Below are 18,737 nucleotides of genomic sequence, written 5' to 3' on the forward strand. Positions count from 1 at the left end.
GAACCTATGAACGGCTCCTTGCCGGGTCAAGGACGCTCACACCGAGATGAAGGGATGCCAGCGCCGCGTCCAGCGCGGGGGCTGAAATCTCCATATATTCAAGGGTCTCGGTCCAGAGCAGGACCGCGCGGATGGGCTTTTGGGGATAAAGCCGCGCCAGCACCGCCCGGTAAAGCGCAAGCTGCCGGACATAGGCCGCGGGCGCCTCGGCGGCGCTCCTGGGAGCCGCCTGGTTGGTCTTGAAATCGACGATCAAAACCTCGTCCGACCGCACGACCAGCCGGTCGATCTGCCCCGACACCAGCGCCGGCGGTCGGCCCGGCCGCTCCAGCCGGCCGGCAATGGCGACCTCCGCCCGGCTGCCGGCGGCAAAGACCGGGGCAAAACGCGGCTCGGTGATCAGAGCGAGCACCCTGTCGGCCAGTGCAATGCGGTCGGCCTCCGGCCAGTCCGCGGCGTTGCGCGTCATGAAGCCGAGCGCCGCCTCGCGCCGGCGCTCAAGGGCGATGTCGGGCAGGGATTGCAGCAGGCGGTGCACCAGCGTGCCGCGTTGCAGCGCCAGCGCCCTCGACTGCACCGATTCGCCTGTCCGCACGCTGCGGTCCTCCTCGGCGGACTGGCCGGACGGGCGCACGGCATCGTCGTCGATGGTCTCGCGCGGTGCCGGTGTCCGCAGCCAGTCCGGCAGCGCGATGGTCTGGTGCACTGACGTCGCCGGCGTGCCCAGCGCCGCAACATCCTCCGGCCGGGCGAATCGCGTGACCTTGCCGAGCGGCGTCTCGATCGTCTGCTTGTCGAGGTCCGAGCCGGCGAGCCCGGTGTCGATGAGATCGTACCAGCTCAGCTTGCGCACCGTCCTCATGTTGCCTGGCATGCAGCCGCCGACGATCAGCCGGTCGGCCGCGCGGGTCATCGCGACATAGAGCAGGCGGCGATACTCGTCCTCGGTCTCCTCGATCATGGCCTTGCGCGCCTCGACGACCGGCTTGGGATCGTCCGCCTTGCGGCCGGCCCAGACCACGACCTCGCCGCCATTGCCGCGCGGCACCTGGATCAGTCGCAGCCGCTGCGAGTCCGCGGGCGACGACGTGGTGTCGACCATGAACACGACGGACGCTTCCAGGCCCTTGGCGCCGTGCACCGTCATGACCCGCACCTCGTCGCGCGAGATCTCCATGTCGCGCTTCACCTCGGTGTCGGCCGAGCGCAGCCAGGCCATGAAGCCCTGCAGCGAGGCTGGCGCCTTGCGCTCATAGTTCAGCGCGAGTTCGAGGAATTCGTCGAGCGCGTCATTGGCTTCGTGGCCGAGCCGGCGCAGGATGCGGGCACGGCCGCCGTCACCGCCAAGCAGCCAGGCGTAGAAGGCGAACGGCGTCTCCTCGCGCGCACGAATTTCGCAGGCTTCAAGACGCCGCAGCACGGTCGCGAATTTCTCGCTTGTAGCCGCATGCTCGCCGAGTGCACGGCGCAGCGATCCCTTGCGATCCCAGGCGAGCTGGAACAGATCGTCGTCATCGAGTCCGAACAGCGGGCTCTTCAGCGCCACCGCAAGGGCGAGATCGTCCTGCGGCAGCAGCAGCGCATCCGCAAGGTTCATCAGATCGATGATACCGATATGCTCGGTGAGCTTGAGCCGGTCGGCACCGGCGACGGGAATGCCGGCGTGCTTCAGCGCCTGGATCACGGCGTCGAACGCGTTGCCGCGCCGGCGCACCAGGATCAGCATGTCGCCATAGCGCAGAGGGCGGCGCTCGCCCTCGTGGCCCGTCAGCGTGCCGCTCTCGACCAGCCGCTTGATCTCGGCCTGGATGCGCCGGGCAAGCTTGACCTCGGGGCTGGTGACGGCGACGCCGTCGAACGGCGCGCGCCAGCCCTCGATCTCCTGCCTGTCGTCGGCCTCAGCCAGATCCCACAGCTCGATCACGCTGGGGCCCGCGTCGGCGAGTGCGTTGTGCAGGGGATGACCGATCTCGACCGAATGGATGCTCTTGTAGATCTGGGGCTCGCGGAAGACGTGATCGACCGAGTGCAGGATCGCGGCGCCCGAGCGGAACGAATAGGTGAAGGCGACCGGATCGAATTTCAGCCCGGCTGCAGTGAACCTGCGGTGCAGCTCGCGCCGGCGTGCGTCGAACTCGTGCGGAGCTGCGCCCTGGAACGAGAAGATCGACTGCTTCTCGTCGCCGACCGCGAAGATGGTGCGGTTCAGCCCCTCCCGCGCGCCTTCGCCGGCGGTGAACTCCGAGATGATGTGCGCGACGATGTCCCATTGCCGGGGGCTCGTATCCTGCGCCTCGTCGATCAGGACGTGATCGACGCCACGATCGAGCTTGTAGTGCACCCAGCCCGAGGAGATACGATTCAACATCGCCAGCGTCTTGTCGATCAGGTCGTCGTAGTCGAGCAGGCCGCGCTCCTGCTTCTCGCGACGGTAGTTGGCGGCGGCGGCCGTCGCGATGTGCAGCAAAGCCGCGGTGCGGTCGCGCATGGTCACCGCGCGGCGCTTCTCGATCAATCCGCCGAGGCGCTGCACCTCGGCTTCGAACAGACGCGCGACGGACGGGTTGTTGTCGCAAAATTTCTTGGTCAGCACCGCCTTGCGCGGCAGTTTTTCGTCGGTGAGAAAGACGCAGAGATAGGCGTCGACCTGCGCGCTGCCGGAAAACACCTTGGCCTCGCGCAGCCGGCCAGCTTGGTCGTTGTCGGACTTGCTGCCGTCCTCCAGCGCAAAGGCGATGTCGTCCCACCGCGAGCGCGGCAGGAATGGACCATCCAGAATGTCCGTCTCGACGTCCTCGATGCGGTCGGCAGCGTCAACGCCGAGCACCGCAGCCATCTGTGCCGCGGCCGCTTCCGCGTTACCGGCCTCGTCGGTCCAGGCCATGAAATGATCGCGGCTCAGACAGGCCTCGCGCACGACCTCCTTGAAGGTGACGTCGGCGGCGCTTGCCATCGCCGTCAGCAGCGCACGGCCGGTGACGCTCTCAGGGTCACGCGCGGCTTCCAGCAGCACTTTCAGATTGGCGCGCTCCATCATGTCGGTCTGGTCGCGCTCGTCGATGACGGAAAAACGCGCCGGCACATTGGCCTCGAATGGAAACTGTTGAAGCAGACGCGTGCACAGCGCGTGGATGGTCTGCACCTTCAGCCCGCCCGGCGTCTCCAGCGCGCAGGCGAACAGTTTTCGCGCCTCGCGGCACAGCTTTGCGTTGGGGTGCGGAATGCCAACCGCGACAATTGCCTTCTTGAGCGCATCATCGTCGAGCGTCACCCAGTGCCCGAGCGTGGTGAACACGCGCTCCGCCATGTTGGCGGCAGCGGCCTTGGTGAAGGTGATGCAGAGGATCTTTTCCGGCGGCACGCCCGACAGCAGCAGGCGGATCACGCGCTGCACCAGCACATGCGTCTTGCCCGAGCCGGCATTGGCCGAGACGAAGGCCGACGCGGTCGGATCGGACGCACGCGCCTGCCGCGCGCGCACTTCATCCGGGATGGGACGCGGCAGCTTCACCATTCCTCGATCCCCAGGCCGCCGGCTGCGGACCATTCCTTGATCCGGGCGAGGTCGTCATAGGCGCCGTAGCGGTTCGTCCACATCGGCAGGTTCAGCGAGGTGTAGGGTTGATTCTCGTCCTCGAAGGCGCGGATCAGCGCCTCGAGCTTGGCGCGCGCTTCGGCGGCCGCCGTATCCGGCGGCTGTGGTTCGTCGCCCTGCTTGTACTTGAGCTCGAGGATGCGCTCCTCGCCCGGCGGATTGTTGCCGCTCAGGCGCACATAGACGAGCTGGCTCACGGAGGCGCCGGCGTCGATATCCGGGAAACCGCCCTCGCGCAGGATCGCGGCCTCCAGCGTCAGCTGCGGCGATAGGCCCATGCGGACCTGCTTGCCGGTCGGCGGCTGGCCGGTCTTGTAGTCGAGGATGGCATAGGAGCCGCCCTGGCGCCGCTCGATGCGGTCGGCGCGAGCGGAGAGACGGAAGCTGCGGTTGTTGTCGAGCGTGATCGAGATCTCGCCATGGGTTTCCGCCGTGATCGCCTCGACCACGTCGCGGCGCACCTGCTCCCATTCGCCGAACCAGCGCGCGATGCGCTGGAAGCGCGGCCACCACAGCGCCCGGGCCTCGGGCCGCTCCATCAGCGGCGCGAAATGCTTCTCGCCGATCGCGCGCAGCACGCGGGCGGGATCGGCGGGCAGACGCGTCGCATAGACTTCCGTGAATTCGCCGATCGCATCGTGAATCGCCGAGCCGCGGTCTGCGGCCGACAGCGGCATGTCGACGGGGTCGAGCGCAGCGAGCTTCAGGATATACTTTGCGTAGATCGTGTAGGGATCGCGCAGCCAGTCCTCGATCGCGGTGACGGACATGCTTGTCGGCCGCGTCGCGCGCGGCGGCCGCGGCTCCGGCTGCTTGATCGGCCTGACCTCGTCTGGCTGGTCCAGCGCGCCTGCGAACTGCACGTATTTTTCGCCGGCGCGGATGGCACCCTTCCAGAGCTCGTCGCCCGCGACCGCCTCCAGCCGATGCAGGAAGCGCGAAGCCACCGCCGGCGCGCCGCCGGCCTTGGCGGAATGGGTGAGGATCACTTCGTCGCCACCGAGCAGTTGCGCGAAGTCATGGGCGGACAGGCCGATACGCCGCTCCGGCAGGTCGAGCCCGAGCTCGTGCCGCATCGGCCGGCTCAGCCAGGGATCGATGCGCGGGGCCGGCGGCCAGACGCCCTCGATCAGGCCGCCGATGATGACGCGGTCGGCCTGCATCAGGCGCGATTCCAGCGGACCGTAGATTTGCAGACGCGCGCCCGGCCTGTCGCGCCGCCGCACCGCACGGTCGCCGAACGCGGTCTGGAACACGTCGGGATAGTCGGGCAGCGGCACCATCAAGCCGCTGGTCGTGCCGCCGCGCAGGAGATCATCGAAGGCGCCGGCGAGCGCGAGGCCTTCGCGCTCCTCGAAGGCTAGCGGGATGCCCTGCTCGTCGCGCGACAGCTCAATCATGATCTCGCGGTGCCGGTGCGCGAGCTCGGCGAAGTCATATGGTTTTGATGGCGGCAGGCTCTCGATCGGCGCCAACGCTTTTTGCAGGGCGTCGACCAGCGTCTGGATGCGATCGAGATCCTCGGCCTTGAGACGGGCGCGGGGCTCGGCTTTGTGGAGCGCGGAGACCTCGCTGCGCCACAGCTTCGCCAGCTCGTCGCGAAAACGGTTGAATTCGCGCAAGAGTCCCGCGGTGCCCGCAGGCGGGCGCGTGCCGCGCAGCACTGCAAGCTCGAGGCCCTCAATTGCTGCCTTCCACGCGCCAGGCGCGCGGCCGAGCCGGCACAGCGGATGCTTCAGCATCGCCAGCAGCGTCGGCGGCTCCAATCCCTTGGTCGCGGCCTCTGCCGCGAGCCGCGCGAAAACGCCGGCGGAGGTTTCTATCAAGACGTCGCCGCCGGAATCGTCGAACGCGAGATCCCATCGCGTCAGCGCGGCCATCACCCGCCGCGCCAGGGCGCGGTCCGGCGTCACCAGCGCCGCCGATTTGTCGAGATGCCGCGCCTCGCGCATGGCGATTGCGATCGCAAGCGCTTCCATCTCGGGGTTGGGGGCCTCGACGACCGCGAGATTTGTCATGCCGCCCGCGATCTTCGCGGCGACATCAGGCTGCTTCAGCCGGTCGTGCCAGACTTCGGTCTTGGCAGAGGGCCGCATCGATTCCGATGCAAGCAGATCGCGACCGCCTTCCGCCGGCGGCTGGAGGATCTCGACATCGCTGCGCTTGATGCCAAAGCGCTGCAGCAGCGTATGCATGGCATATTGCGGATGGTTCGAGGCCGGATGCTCGGCGAACTTGCCGAGCGCATCGCGCACGCCGCCGATGGTACGCCAGGCATCGTCGTCGAGATCGGTGTCGAGACCCGGCAGCACGACCGCGCCATGCGGCAACGCGGCGACCGCATGCAGGAATCTTGCGGTGGCGGGCATCGAGCCGGTCGAGCCTGCTGCGATCACCGGCCCGTTCGGATGCGCGGTCAGGCGCCTCGCTTCCGCTGCAATCAGGAGATCGCGCCGCGCGGCGGGCTCGATCCGGTTGATCTCCGCGAGATGATTGGGCCAGGCAATACGCGCGATGCGCAAGAATTCGAGCGAGTGTTGCCAGTAGCGATCGAGGTTGTCAGGCACGAGGCCGTCGAGCGCGCTCCAGTCGACGCCGCGCGTGACCATGTCGTCAATGAGACGTGCGAGGTCGCCGGCCAGCGCCAGCGTCGAGGCGGGACCGCCGACCACCAGCGGCGCCAGCACCGGGCCCTTGGCCCAGGCCGCGACGAGCTGCGCCAGCGTCAGCCGTCGCTCCAGCTCGCCCAGCCGTGGCGGAATGTCGAGTGGCGTTGCGCTCGAAAACTGTTCGCCTTCGTCGGCGAAGGCGAGCTCGTCCTCGTCGATGTCGCCGAGAGCGACGATGCGCGGCAGCACCACCGCGTCCGCCTTCATCTCGTCGAGTAAGATCTCGCGGACGACGCGCATCGCGCGCCTTGTCGGCAGATACAGCGTGGCGTCGGCGAGCCGCGCCGGTTCCTTACGCGCCTCGAATCCCTCGACCAGCCGGCCGTCGAGCAGGGCCGTGACGACCGTGCGCAGGAACGGAACTGAGATGGGAACGCTGAAAACGCGCATGGGCTGCCTGATTCGGGAATCAGGGCAATATAGGCAGGCGGGCTCGAATGGTCATGGGTGCGGGTGAGGTCTTTCCCCGCTCTCCCACTGTCATTCCGGGGCGATGCGAAGCATCGAACCCGGAATCTCGAGATTCCGGGTTCGCGCTTGCGCGCGCCCCGGAATGACGGGGAGGCTTACGCCACACTCTCCAGAAACGCCTCTTCCGCGGCGTGCACCGCATCGGGCGTGCCGACATGCATCCAGACGCCGTCGAGCCGCAGGCCGAACAGCCGCTCCTGCTCGTTGGCACGGTCGAACATCTTGGTCAGCGAGAACTCGCCCTGCGGCGCATCGGCAAAGATCGTCGGCGACATGATCGCAGCGCCGGCATAGACGAACGGGACAACCTCTTTCTCCTTGCGCTTGCGCAAGGCGCCGTCGGGCAGCATGCCGTAATCGCCGCGGCCGCTATAGCCGATGCTGGTCGCTGTCGGCGCCATCAGCAGCAGGATGTCCATGCGTTCAGGGTCGAAGTTTTCGGCAAGGCGCGTCAAATTGGAGCGCACGCCGTCGATCCACAGCGTGTCGGAATTGACGTGGAAGAACGGCGCATCGCCGAGCAGCGGCAGCGCCTTGACCACGCCGCCGCCGGTGCCGAGCACTTGGTCGCGCTCGTCCGAAATGGTCACGCGCGGAAGCTGACGCGATGCGACGTGGTCGATGATCTGGTCCGGCAGATAGTGCACGTTGACCACCGCCTCGCTTACGCCGGCGTGGCCGAGCTTGTCGAGCACGTGGTCGAGCAGCGGCTGGCCTGCCACCGGCACCATCGGCTTCGGCATCTTATCCGTCAACGGACGCATGCGCAGGCCGAACCCTGCGGCGAGCACCATGGCTTTGGTCGGCTTGACGGACATCCTTTGCCTTCTCAGAACTCTTCTGTCTCGGACCCACTGGTTTCGCGTTTGCAGCAAATTCTAGCACGGGACTTCATCAGCCGCACCGCGTCTGAACCCGCCTTAACCACCCGCCGTGACGGTTGTACGACGGGTGTTGCCGTTACGCCCCAACGGCGGTGGAACGCGCCTTTTTCTTCCTGTCGCCGACCTTGAGGAAATTGACGCCGATCTGGTCACCATTGACCCAGGCCAGTTCGCAGCGCCGGTATGCCAAGCCGGTGGACGACAGCAGCAGAAAGAATTCCTTCAGATGCAGGCCTTCGACCGAACCGTCGATGGTCAGCTTGGCGCCGCTCGCGGAGACGTCCTCCATGGTGCAGTCGCGCCGCCAGGTGCCGTCGATTCCCATCATCTGGGCCGGTATCCCGCGTTCGAAAACAACCCGGCTGTTGCCGCGCTGATCCGTCTTTACCGCCATCTGCCCCGCTCCAGCCCCGTATTTATCCGGCTGCCTCGCCGCCAGAATAGCAACGTCTTGGCTAACAGCCGGTAAATCGGCCCGAATCAGGCTTGTGGCGGGCTTTGGGGCGGCGGCACGTTGGCGAGATACCAGTCGCGCAGATGGCTGAGCGCGGGATGCGCCAGCGAGCGCTGGAGGTAGGTCCAGATCCGCGGCTGGTGGCGCAGATAATGCGGCTTGCCGTCGCGGCGGTTGAGCCGGGCGAAAGTGCCGAGCAGCCGCGTGTTCCGCTGCGCCGACATGATCGCGTAGAGCTCGGCGAAGCCGGCCGCATCGAAGCTCGCATCATCCGCCCGCCGCGCCTTGATGTAGCGCGACAGCAGCGTCAGCTCGATGGTCTCAGGCACGTCGATGCGGGCGTCCTGGAGCAGTGACACCACGTCATAGGAGTGCGGCCCAAGCACGGTGTCCTGGAAGTCGATCACGCCGACACGTTGGATGCCGGAGCGGCCAGCGAGCCAGATCAGATTGGGCGAGTGATAGTCGCGGATGATCCAGGTCCTCGGCGTGGCCAGCGGCTTCTTCAGCAGCTCGCGCCACATCGAAAAAAATTCCGCGCTCTTCTCATCGCTCAACGGCGCGTCGCGATCGGGCAGATACCATTCCGGCATCAATCCGATCTCGATCAGCATCGCCTCGACGTCGAAGACGGGGATCTCGTAGGTCTGCCCGTCCAGCGGCAGCATCTCCGGCAGCGCCTTGCCATGCAGCATCGCCAGCACGTCGGTCGCGGCCTCGTAGCGCTCGGCGATCGGGCGCGGCGGATCGCCCTCGATCACGCCTTCGCTGCCGAAATCCTCCGAGATCAGGAAGCCGTGGTCGAGATCGAAATGATGGATCGCAGGCGCGGAGATTCCTTGCGCGCGCAGGCCCTCGTCGATGGCGACGAACGGCCTCACGTTCTCGGCAAGATGCACCGCGGCGCTGTAGGATTTTCCGTTGTAGAGGGCAGCCCCATCGGGCCGCTGCGGGAAGTTCATGAGGATGACGATCTCGTCGCCGCGCAGCAGCCGCGCATAAGAGCGGGTCGAGGCATCGCCGTTCATGCGCCGTCGCGTCGCGTCGATGTAGCCGGACGCGTCGAGGAATTCGCGCAGCGCCTTAAGCCGCGCGACCTGCGCAGCGCCCTTGCCATGACCGGTGATCTCGACGGCGCGTGCGTTCGAGCCCAGCGCCGGCCGATGCGTCAGTGCGATGTCGATGCGATCCGCGGGCATGGCCGACGGCGCGCGCTCCGGCCATTCGATCAGAACCAGTGTGCCGTCCGGCAGCGGCGACAACCCGATCTCCTCGAGCTCGCTCTCGTCCTCGACGCGGTAGAGGTCAGCATGCATCACCGCGAAGGGCGGCAGCTCGTAGCCCTGCACCAGGGTGAAGGTCGGGCTCGGCACTTCCAGCTCTTCGTCGCCGGCGAGGTAGCGGATCAGCGCGCGCGCGGCCGCGGTCTTGCCGGCACCGAGATCGCCGGTGAGGGTGATGACATCGCCCGGTCCGACCAGCAGGGCGAGATCGGCCATCAGTTGCGCGGTGGCCGTCTCGTTGTGAAGCGCGACGGAGAATGTGGTGGGCGCTGTCATTCGGCGGCGTCGCGATGCGCCGCCTGGTCGGTCGGGAAGTCGCAGATCACGACCGTGCCCCGGCCGACGATCGAATCCACCCGCACCTTGCCGCCATGCAGCTCGACGAAGGAGCGCACCAGCGACAGGCCGAGCCCGGCGCCGCGATGACGCGAGCCCTGCGAGCGGCTTTCGAACCAGTTGAACACCTTGTCCTTCATGTCGGCAGGTATTCCAGGCCCGGAATCTGTCACGGTGAAGACCACACTGCGATCGGTGCGGCGTGCGCTGATGCCGACGGTGGAATCCTGTGGAGAAAACCCGACGGCGTTGGCGAGGAGGTTATAGAGCACCTGCACCACGCGCTTCTCGTCGCCTACGAAGCTGCCGACATCGGGCGCGATCTCGACCTTGAGGCGGATGCGGTCGGTGGCGAGGCGGTCCTGGATGCCCTCGGCGGCGAGCTCGATGGTCTTGCTGACATCGACGGGCCCCAGTTCCAGCTTCATCGCGCCGGCATCGATGGTGGCGAGATCGAGGATGTTGTTGGTGAGCGCCAAGAGCGCGTTGGTCGATTTGGTGACGTAGTCGAGATATTCGGCCTGCTTCGGCGTCAGCGGCCCGGTCGAGGGATCGCTGAGGAAATGCGCGAAGCCGATGATGGTGGTCAGCGGCGAGCGCAGCTCGTAGGAGACGTGGTGGACGAAATCCACTTTCATCTGGTCGGCGGCTTCCAGCGCCTCGTTGCGCTCGCGCAGCGCGCGCTCGACATTCTCGGTGTCGGTGATGTCCTGGAACGTCAGCATGGTCGCGCCGTCATGCAGCGGGCGGATCATGCCGTCGAGCACGCTGCCGTCCTTGCGCTCCAGCTTCAGCGGCACGTCGGCGCGGTTCTCGATCGAGGTGATGGCCTCGCGGATCTGGCGCCAGACTTGCGGGTCGTCGAACAGCTGATGGCACCAGCCTTCGACGGTCTGGATGTGCGGCTCGTCGCGCATGGCGTCGCTCGACAGCTTCCACATCCGCACGAAGGCCGGGTTGAACAGCTGCGCCTTGCCGTTGCTGCCGAACACCGCGACGCCCTCGGCGAGACTGTCCAGCGTCTCGCGCTGGACCCGGATCATGCCGTCGAAGCGGCGGGCGAGCTCCAGGCTCTCGGTGACGTCGTCGAACAGATAGGTGACGCCGCCTTCCGGGTTCGGCGTAGTGACGACGGAGAGCGCGCGGCCGTCGGGTAGATACCAGGTGTCCTTGGCGGTCTCGACCGCGCGATAGGCCTCGTGCAGCTTGGCTTTCCAGGCGCGGAAATCCGGCTGCTCCGGCAGCTTGCGTGCGGCGCGGAGCTGGTCGAGCACGCTGGAATCATCGGGGTTGGCGTCGAGGAAGGTGCGGTCGAGGTCCCACAGCCGGCGGTAGGAATCGTTGTAGAAGGCGAGGCGGCGATGGCCGTCGAACACGGCGACGCCGGAGGAGAGCTGGTCGAGCGTGCGACGATGCGCCTCCGCCATCCGCACCAAGGCCGAGCTCAGCGCATCCGCCTCGCTGGCATCGATGGCGACGCCGACGCTGCCGCTGCCGACATTGACGGCGCGGACGTCGTACATGCGCCGCTCGCCGCCCGTCACGATCGGCAGTCGCGAGGTGAAATTGGGCGCGTCCTTCAGTCCGCGCTCCATCGCGGTGCGGTCGGCGCTGTCGAGCAGCTCGAGCTTGCGCTCCTGCGCATCGCTGATGCTGGTGGCCTCGGTCGCGCGGACATAGGCCGGATTGGCGTAGGTGAGCGCGCCGTTCTCGCCCTTGGCCCAGATCGGCCACGGCGCGGCGGCGGCGAAGCCGCGCAGCATCTCGGTCTCGTCGGAGAGCGCCTTGTAACGCAGATGGGTCTCGGCCAGATCGCGCCGCAGTCCGGAGAGTTCGCGAATCCGGACAATGGCCTGACCGCCGATGGCGCGGCCGATGGCTTCCAGCGTGTGGCCATTTGCGGTGGTCAGCGTCAGCTGGAACCCGTCACCGCGGTCGCGCAGCGCGTCGACGGCGTGGTCCATCTGCAGTGCGGGTTCCGGCGGCAGCCAGGTTCCGAATGCCAGCACGCGCTGCGGCGAGGAATCGCGCGGCAGCACCATCGAGATGTCGCCGGAGATCTGCGCGCGATTTTCGCCGGCCGGCCAGGAGATCAGGATCTGCGGCTCGGCGAACAGCAGCGCGCCGAAGCGATCGGACTGGAGTTGCAGCTCCCCGATCCGCGCGCGCAGCCGCGCCTCGTTCGTCGCCGTGCGCACCCGCGTCCGCATCAGCAGGATCGCGGCCATGACCGAAAAGCCGAGCAGGGCCAGCGCGGTGGCGAGCACCGCGAGTTCCTGCCGGTTGAAGTCCAGCAATATGGAGAGCGTGTCGACGAGGTCGGCGGCCTCAGCCGGCGCAGCCGGCAGCAGCGCTGCGAAAGCGCCTCCCAACAAGCTGTTGCGCGCCAACGATGTGCACGACAACAGCGTCCGACGCATCGACACGATCACGCCTGACATAGTTGCCCCAAGACCGCACGGATTTACGCGCGGCGACCCCCGCCGCACGCGAATCAAAAGACAATACCCCCACCGCGACTCCACCGGTAAGAGTCCAGATCGTGAACGCAAACGCGGCCCCAAAAAAATGCAGGCCGCGCGGTTCCCGATGCACGTAATTCTTCGGGTGATTCGGCTGGGATTGCCGTGCGTTAGCGTCCCGTCGAGCCGAAGCCGCCGGCGCCGCGATCGGTCGCGGACAAGGTCGCCACGGGAACCAGCGCGGCCTGCTCCACGGGCGCGATCACCATCTGCGCGATGCGCTCGCCACGCTTGATCACGAACGGCGCTGCGCCGTGGTTGATCAGGATCACCTTGATCTCGCCGCGGTAGTCGGCGTCGATGGTTCCCGGCGAGTTCAGCACGGTGACGCCGTGCTTGGCGGCGAGACCCGAACGCGGCCGCACCTGCGCCTCGTGCCCGGGCGGCAGGGCGATCGCGAGCCCCGTCGGCACCAACGCATACTGGCCAGGGGCGAGCGTCATCGGCTCGGCCTCCGGCACCGCGGCCATCAGGTCGAGGCCGGCGGCCTCCGCGGTCTGATAGGCCGGCAGCGGCAGGCCTTCGGCATGGGCGAGGCGTTGCAGTTCGACCGTGACTTTCGTGCTCAAGATGCCGGCTCCAGGGATTTGTCGGTCACGCTTCTGGCGATGTGGGCGACCAGTTCGATGGCGACCTGTTCCTTGGTCATCACGGGCCAGGAATCAACTGCAATCTCTCCGCCCTTGCGGCTTATCAGATGGACAGTGTTGCGGTCGCCGCCCATCACGCCGGTCGCGGGCGAGACGTCGTTGGCGACGATCCAGTCGCAGCCCTTGCGCGCGAGCTTGCTTTTGGCGTTGTCGATGAGATGCTCGGTCTCGGCGGCAAAGCCGACCACCAGCGGCGGGCGCTTGTCGGCGAGCTTCGAGATCGTGGCGAGGATGTCGGGGTTCTCGACCAGCTGCAGCGGCGGCATGCCGGCCGCCGTCTTCTTCAGCTTCTGCTCGCCCTCGTTGGCGACGCGCCAATCGGCGACCGCGGCGGCGAAGATTGCGATGTCGGCGGGCAGCGCCGCCTGGACCTGCTCCAGCATCTGCCGTGCAGACTCAACGTGCTTGACGGTGACGCCGGCGGGGTCGTCGAGATCGACCGGGCCGCTCACCAGAATCACTTCGGCGCCTGCGGCCTGTGCGGCGGCGGCAATGGCAAAGCCCTGCTTGCCGGAGGAGCGGTTGGCGATGTAGCGCACCGGGTCGATCGGCTCGTGCGTCGGACCTGCGGTGATCAGCACGCGCTTGCCGGCGAGCGGCTTCGGCACCGGCGGCCGCAGCAGTCGTTCCGCTGCATTGGCGATCTCGATCGCCTCGGACATGCGGCCGACACCGGCTTCGCCCGCCTCCGCCATCTCACCGGAATTCGGCCCGATCAGCACCACGCCGTCGCGCTGGAGCTGCGCGACGTTGCGCCGCGTCGCCGCGTTGTTCCACATCAGCGGATTCATCGCCGGTGCCAGCAGGACTTTTCGGTTTGTGGCGAGCAGGATCGCACTGGCGAGATCGTCGGCATGGCCGTTCGCCATCTTCGCCAACAGATCGGCGGTCGCCGGCGCCACCACGATCAGGTCGCAGTCGCGCGCGAGACGGATATGACCGGCGTCGAACTCGCTCTGGGGATCGAACAGGTCGGTATAGACGCGCTCGTGCGACAGCGCGCTGACCGCGAGCGGCGTGACGAATTGCTGCGCGGCCTTGGTCAGCACGCAGCGGACCTCGATGCGGCGTTCCTTCAGCCTTCGGATCAGGTCGAGCGACTTGTAGGCCGCGATCCCGCCGCCGATGATCAGGGTGACGCTGGCCTCGGGAAGCGCGCCCGTGCGTTGGGGCGCCGGAGTGGAGGATGGCACCGGCGGCACCGCAAACGGCGTCAGCGGCTCCTCCCGGCCCTCGATCAGCTCCCGCAGGATGACCCGGACCTCTTCCTCGACCGACCTGCGGTTCTTGGCCGAGCGCAGCCGCAAATAGGTTTTGACGGCGTCGTCGAGCTTGCGGATGGTCAGGCTTGCCATGACGCCCTCCAGCACGGAATGATAGCGATGCTATCATCCGCGTGATTGCAGTGCAATCAAAGATTCCGGACGGCGATCAGGATCCCGATGAAGGTCGCGGCGATGATCCAGAGCGCCACGGTGCGCCCGCGGTTCTTGCGGCCTTCGCTGCGGCCCATGGCCGCGATGCTCTCCGGCGACAGTTTTAACCCCTCCCGGGTCATGGTCTCGAGCTGCTCGAGGACCTTCACCGAGCGCTCCGCGATCTCCGGCAGGCGCATCAGCACGCGCGCAATGTCCCCGGTCCCCGCGAGCGCACCCTCGATGCGGCCGATCGGTCCGAGATTGCGCTCGATCCATTCGCGCACCACGGGGTCGGCGACCTTCCAGATGTCGAGCCTGGGATCGAAGCCGCGCGCCACGCCCTCGACCACGACCATGGTCTTCTGCAGCAGGATCAGCTCGGGCCGCGTCGTCATGTCGAACAGGCCGGTGACCTCGAGCAGCAGCGTCAAGAGCCGCGCCATCGAGATCTCCTCGGCGGTGCGGTTGTGAATGGGCTCGCCGATGGCGCGGATGGCTTGCGCGAAATTCTCGACCGAGTGGTGCGCGGGCACATAGCCCGCCTCGAAATGCACTTCTGCGACGCGGCGATAATCGCGGGTGATGAAGCCGAGCAGGATTTCGGCGAGGAAGCGCCGCTCCTTCATCCCGAGCCGGCCCATGATGCCGAAATCGACCGCGACGAGGCGGCCGGCCTCATCGAGGAACAAATTGCCGGGATGCATGTCGGCGTGGAAGTAGCCGTCGCGCAAGGCGTGCCGCAGGAAGCTCTGGATCACCTTGCGGCCGAGATCGGGCAAATCGACCTGCGCCTCTGCAAGGCGCTTGTGATCGTTCAGCGCGATGCCGTCGATCCACTCCATCGTCAGCACGTTGTGCGTGGTGCGGTCCCAGTCGACGGTCGGCACGCGGAAATCGGGATCGCCCTGCGTGTTCTCCGCCATCTCGGACAGCGCGGCCGCTTCGAGCCGCAGGTCCATCTCCATCGCGACCGAGCGCGACATGGTGTTGATGACCTCGATCAGGCGCAGCCGGCGCGCCTCGGACGAATAGGCTTCGGCCTTGTGCGCGACGAAGAAGAAATCGGAGAGGTCGCGGCGGAAGCGCGCGGCGACGTTCGGCCTCAGCACCTTGATCGCGACCGGCCTGCGAATACCGTCGCGCAGCACCTCGCCGCGATGCACCTGCGCGATCGAGGCGGCCGCGACCGGCGGGCCGACGCTCGCGAACACGTCCTTCAGCGGCCGTTCCAGCGAGGTGGTGATCGCGGCTTCCGCCTCGGCTTGCGAAAACGGCGGCAGGCGGTCCTGGAGGCTTTCGAGGTCGCGCGCCATGACGACGCCGACCACGTCGGGGCGCGTTGCCAGGAATTGGCCGAGCTTGAGATAGGCCGGGCCCATCCGCGTCAGCGCGCGCGATATCCGCGGACCATGCCTGGTGCCGCGGCGCTCCACGATGCGCGCAAGCTTCAGCGCGAGTTGTCCAGGCGGCGGCACCAGGCTTGGATCGACGGAGCCGAACACGCCCTCGCGCGCAAACACGAACGCGGCGCGGATGAGGCGCACAATGTGGGTGAAAGCAGAGATCACAAACGCCAGCCCGAATGCAGTGCGACGATGCCGCCGGAAAGTGTCTGCCAGCTCACGCGGGAAAAGCCGGCCTCGCGGATCATGTCGGCGAAGGCGGCAGGCTTCGGAAACTTGCGGATCGATTCGACGAGATATTGGTAGGATTCGGCGTCGCCCGTGACCATACGGCCGAGCGGCGGAATCACGTTGAACGAGAACAGGTCATAAAGCTTGTCGAGGCCGGGCATCTCGACGGTGGAGAACTCCAGGCACAGGAAGCGGCTGCCGGGCCTCAGCACGCGATAGGCCTCGCGCAGCGCCAGGTCGATCCGCGGCACGTTGCGAATGCCGAAAGCGATCGTATATGCGTCGAAGCTGCGGTCGGCGAAGGCGAGCGCCTCGGCATTGCCTTCGACGAAATCGACCTGGGTTTCGAGATGGCGCTTGGCGGCGCGCTCGCGCCCCACCGCGAGCATGCCGGAATTGATGTCGCAGACCGTGGCGTGGAAGCCGGGGCCGGCCGCCTTGGCGGCGCGGAACGAGATGTCGCCGGTGCCGCCGGCGACGTCGAGCAGGGCGAACGGCCGGTCGCTCCGTGGCGGGTCCAGCGCGTTGATCATGATGTCCTTCCAGACCCGGTGCAGGCCACCGGACATCAGGTCATTCATCAGGTCATAGCGCGACGCCACGCTGTGAAACACATCGTTCACCAGCGTCTGCTTGTCCCCCAGGGGAACGTCTTTGAAGCCAAAATGCGTGGTTTCGCCCGGCCGATCCATTACTCTACTCCACGAGGCGGACCATAGCGCGCCCGCCGCAATGGCGCTATCACACCGCCCTCATAAGGTGAATGCCTGACCATGCCTGAATTGCCCGAAGTCGAGACCGTCCGCCGCGGCCTTCAGCCCGTCATGGAGGGTGCGAAAATCCTCAATGCGGAGGCCCGCCGGCCGGACCTGCGCTTCCCTTTCCAGCCGGATTTCGTGGCCCGGCTCCAGGGGCAGGTCGTCACGGGGCTTGGCCGCCGTGCAAAATATCTCATGGCCGATCTCGCCTCCGGTGACGTGCTGCTGATGCATCTGGGCATGTCGGGCTCGTTCCGCGTCATCAAGCCGGACAACGGCACGGTGCCCGGCGAGTTTCACTATCCGAAGGCTAAGGATTCAGCGCATGACCATGTGTTGTTTCGGATGTCCTCCGGCGCCGACATCGTCTTCAACGATCCGCGCCGCTTCGGTTACATGAAAGTGATCGCGCGCAACGCGCTCGAGGACGAGCCGCTGTTGCGCGGGCTCGGACCCGAGCCGCTCGGCAACGAGTTCGACGCCGCGATGCTGGCGCACTCCTGTGAAGGCAAGACCACGAGCCTGAAGGCCGCGCTGCTCGACCAGCGCGTGGTCGCGGGCCTCGGCAACATCTATGTCTGCGAGGCGCTGCACCGCTCGCATCTGTCACCGCGCCGGATTGCCGCGACACTGTCCACCAAGAAGGGCGAGCCGACGGACCATGCGAAGAGACTGGTCAGTGCGATCCACTCCGTGCTGAACGATGCGATCAAGGCCGGCGGCTCGTCACTGCGCGATCACCGCCAGACCTCGGGCGAGCTCGGTTATTTCCAGCACTCCTTCAAGGTCTACGACCGCGAAGGTGAGACATGCACGACGCCGCGCTGCGGCGGTATCGTGAAACGCTTCACCCAGAACGGCCGCTCGACCTTCTGGTGCCCGAAATGTCAGAAGTGACGTAGCGCCGTAGCCCGGATGAAGCGCAGCGCAATCCGGGTCCAGTCTCGCCGTGGAGAAACTTTCCCGGATTTCGCTTCGCTCCATCCGGGCTACAAGGCGCGCGAAGCAATCCGGCCGGGCTGGGGGCCGGATTGCTTCGTCGCTGGGGCCCTTCCGGATGGAGAAGGGCCGGCTGGCGTCGGAGCGATTGCCCCGCTCAGGACGCCAGGGTCGTGGTCTCGTCTACAGCAAGCTCGGTGGCGCCATGCAGCATGCCGTTCGTAGCCGAGATGACTTGGTCGATCAGGACATTGGTCGTGGCTTCGAGCTCGAGCCGGGTCTCGATCCAGCGCCAGAGGCCGCGGATCTCGTCAGCCGATTTGCCGTTCGGCGCGAATTCGCTCACTGCGAGGCCGCTCGCGAGCGAGTCCTGGTGGTCGTTTCGCATCACGATCAGGGGACGCGCGAGCACGTCAGCAAGGTCGAGCGCGGCTTCCTCGGCGAGCGCGCCCGCGGCATTGTCGATGCGCTGGCCGCGGATCGGCGTCTGGTTCAGCACGAAGCTGTAGGGCCGCTTCCAGGCGCGCGCGACGCTCAGCGTCGAGACGGTCGCCTCGATGTCGGCGACGCTCGGGCGGGCCGGGATCAGGCAGAGATCGGAATGGCGGATCGCTGCGGTGGTGGCGGCGGAAAGGCCGGCCGCGGTGTCGACGATCGCGAGCTGGAGGCCGCTGTCGGCGAGCATCTTCAGGCGCGGCGCGATGTCGGCGGCGTGATAGATCGGCTCGACCACGAGATCGTCAGTGGTGCGGCGGCGCTGCCAGTTGGAGAGGGTGCCCTGCGGGTCGGTCTCGATCAGGCGGACGGTGAAGCCGGCCTGCTTGGCTGCCAGGGCGAGGCCGATGGCGAGCGTGCTCTTGCCACTGCCGCCCTTTTGGGTGGCCAGTACGATCGTGTGCATTTTGAAGATCAATCCTTTGGAGTGCTGGGTCAGGGATACGCCACGCGAACGTGCATCGCTTCTGGATGCTGAGCTCTTCTCGCTCAGGACGTGCCGGCCCGATCCAAAGGGATCGCGGAGGTCCGAATCAACGGTAACGATGATGGCGGAATCGGGAATGCCAGCTAATCCGTACCAATACTGGACCCGTAGTGGTACGTATGATGTGCTCGCCACCGTAAAT

The 18,737-nt window shown here is 66.8% G+C and carries 12 protein-coding genes; 1 reads left to right on the plus strand and 11 read right to left on the minus strand.

Features of this window, described 5'->3' with window-relative positions; all coding sequences use genetic code 11:
• Positions 1-4: 4 nt before the first annotated feature.
• From addA to ubiE, 10 genes are all read right to left on the minus strand, one after another.
• A complete protein-coding gene (addA, locus tag JQ592_RS13865) occupies positions 5-3,514 on the minus strand; it encodes a double-strand break repair helicase AddA (protein WP_211403402.1) in 3,510 nt (1,169 codons plus the stop codon).
• Positions 3,508-6,654, minus strand: coding sequence for a double-strand break repair protein AddB (addB, locus tag JQ592_RS13870; protein ID WP_211403403.1), 3,147 nt, complete (start codon positions 6,652-6,654; stop codon positions 3,508-3,510). The genes addA and addB overlap by 7 nt, the downstream gene beginning before the upstream one ends.
• Before the next feature lie 176 nt (positions 6,655-6,830).
• Complete coding sequence (locus JQ592_RS13875) at positions 6,831-7,553, minus strand: nucleotidyltransferase family protein (protein WP_211403404.1); 723 nt, start codon at positions 7,551-7,553, stop codon at positions 6,831-6,833.
• Positions 7,554-7,695: 142 nt separating this feature from the next.
• On the minus strand, positions 7,696-8,013 hold the full coding sequence (locus tag JQ592_RS13880) for a PilZ domain-containing protein (RefSeq protein ID WP_211403405.1): 318 nt from the start codon (positions 8,011-8,013) through the stop codon (positions 7,696-7,698).
• A gap of 86 nt (positions 8,014-8,099) precedes the next feature.
• A complete protein-coding gene (tsaE, locus tag JQ592_RS13885) occupies positions 8,100-9,632 on the minus strand; it encodes a tRNA (adenosine(37)-N6)-threonylcarbamoyltransferase complex ATPase subunit type 1 TsaE (RefSeq protein ID WP_211403406.1) in 1,533 nt (510 codons plus the stop codon).
• A complete protein-coding gene (locus JQ592_RS13890) occupies positions 9,629-12,133 on the minus strand; it encodes a sensor histidine kinase (RefSeq protein ID WP_211403407.1) in 2,505 nt (834 codons plus the stop codon). The genes tsaE and JQ592_RS13890 overlap by 4 nt, the downstream gene beginning before the upstream one ends.
• A 191-nt stretch (positions 12,134-12,324) precedes the next feature.
• A complete protein-coding gene (gene dut / locus JQ592_RS13895) occupies positions 12,325-12,783 on the minus strand; it encodes a dUTP diphosphatase (RefSeq protein ID WP_211403408.1) in 459 nt (152 codons plus the stop codon).
• Positions 12,780-14,219 (minus strand): bifunctional phosphopantothenoylcysteine decarboxylase/phosphopantothenate--cysteine ligase CoaBC, encoded by a 1,440-nt coding sequence (gene coaBC, locus JQ592_RS13900; RefSeq protein WP_211403409.1) that lies wholly within the window; start codon positions 14,217-14,219, stop codon positions 12,780-12,782. The genes dut and coaBC overlap by 4 nt, the downstream gene beginning before the upstream one ends.
• A gap of 56 nt (positions 14,220-14,275) precedes the next feature.
• Positions 14,276-15,850 carry a 2-polyprenylphenol 6-hydroxylase gene (gene ubiB / locus JQ592_RS13905; RefSeq protein ID WP_211403410.1) on the minus strand — a complete coding sequence of 525 codons (1,575 nt, stop codon included), beginning with the start codon at positions 15,848-15,850 and terminating at the stop codon, positions 14,276-14,278.
• Positions 15,847-16,608, minus strand: a complete 762-nt coding sequence (gene ubiE / locus JQ592_RS13910; protein WP_211403411.1) for a bifunctional demethylmenaquinone methyltransferase/2-methoxy-6-polyprenyl-1,4-benzoquinol methylase UbiE — start codon at positions 16,606-16,608, stop codon at positions 15,847-15,849. The genes ubiB and ubiE overlap by 4 nt, the downstream gene beginning before the upstream one ends.
• 81 nt (positions 16,609-16,689) lie before the next feature.
• On the opposite strand from ubiE, the gene mutM reads away from it, so the two are divergent.
• Positions 16,690-17,571, plus strand: a complete 882-nt coding sequence (mutM, locus tag JQ592_RS13915; RefSeq protein WP_211403412.1) for a bifunctional DNA-formamidopyrimidine glycosylase/DNA-(apurinic or apyrimidinic site) lyase — start codon at positions 16,690-16,692, stop codon at positions 17,569-17,571.
• A 199-nt stretch (positions 17,572-17,770) separates the two neighbouring features.
• Here the strand turns inward: mutM and JQ592_RS13920 are convergent, their stop codons facing one another.
• Positions 17,771-18,514 carry a ParA family protein gene (locus tag JQ592_RS13920; protein WP_211403413.1) on the minus strand — a complete coding sequence of 248 codons (744 nt, stop codon included), beginning with the start codon at positions 18,512-18,514 and terminating at the stop codon, positions 17,771-17,773.
• Positions 18,515-18,737 lie beyond the last annotated feature (223 nt).

Origin of the sequence: Bradyrhizobium iriomotense, from assembly GCF_018129405.1 — a bacterium.
Taxonomy (GTDB): domain Bacteria; phylum Pseudomonadota; class Alphaproteobacteria; order Rhizobiales; family Xanthobacteraceae; genus Bradyrhizobium; species Bradyrhizobium iriomotense_B.

Bases quoted from the DNA above. Each gene is read 5' to 3' on its own strand.
- addA (WP_211403402.1), bottom strand. From the start codon at position 3,514: ATGGTGAAGCTGCCGCGTCCCATCCCGGATGAAGTGCGCGCGCGGCAG.
- addB (WP_211403403.1), bottom strand. From the start codon at position 6,654: ATGCGCGTTTTCAGCGTTCCCATCTCAGTTCCGTTCCTGCGCACGGTC.
- JQ592_RS13875 (WP_211403404.1), bottom strand. From the start codon at position 7,553: ATGTCCGTCAAGCCGACCAAAGCCATGGTGCTCGCCGCAGGGTTCGGC.
- JQ592_RS13880 (WP_211403405.1), bottom strand. From the start codon at position 8,013: ATGGCGGTAAAGACGGATCAGCGCGGCAACAGCCGGGTTGTTTTCGAA.
- tsaE (WP_211403406.1), bottom strand. From the start codon at position 9,632: ATGACAGCGCCCACCACATTCTCCGTCGCGCTTCACAACGAGACGGCC.
- JQ592_RS13890 (WP_211403407.1), bottom strand. From the start codon at position 12,133: ATGTCAGGCGTGATCGTGTCGATGCGTCGGACGCTGTTGTCGTGCACA.
- coaBC (WP_211403409.1), bottom strand. From the start codon at position 14,219: ATGGCAAGCCTGACCATCCGCAAGCTCGACGACGCCGTCAAAACCTAT.
- ubiE (WP_211403411.1), bottom strand. From the start codon at position 16,608: ATGGATCGGCCGGGCGAAACCACGCATTTTGGCTTCAAAGACGTTCCC.
- mutM (WP_211403412.1), top strand. From the start codon at position 16,690: ATGCCTGAATTGCCCGAAGTCGAGACCGTCCGCCGCGGCCTTCAGCCC.
- JQ592_RS13920 (WP_211403413.1), bottom strand. From the start codon at position 18,514: ATGCACACGATCGTACTGGCCACCCAAAAGGGCGGCAGTGGCAAGAGC.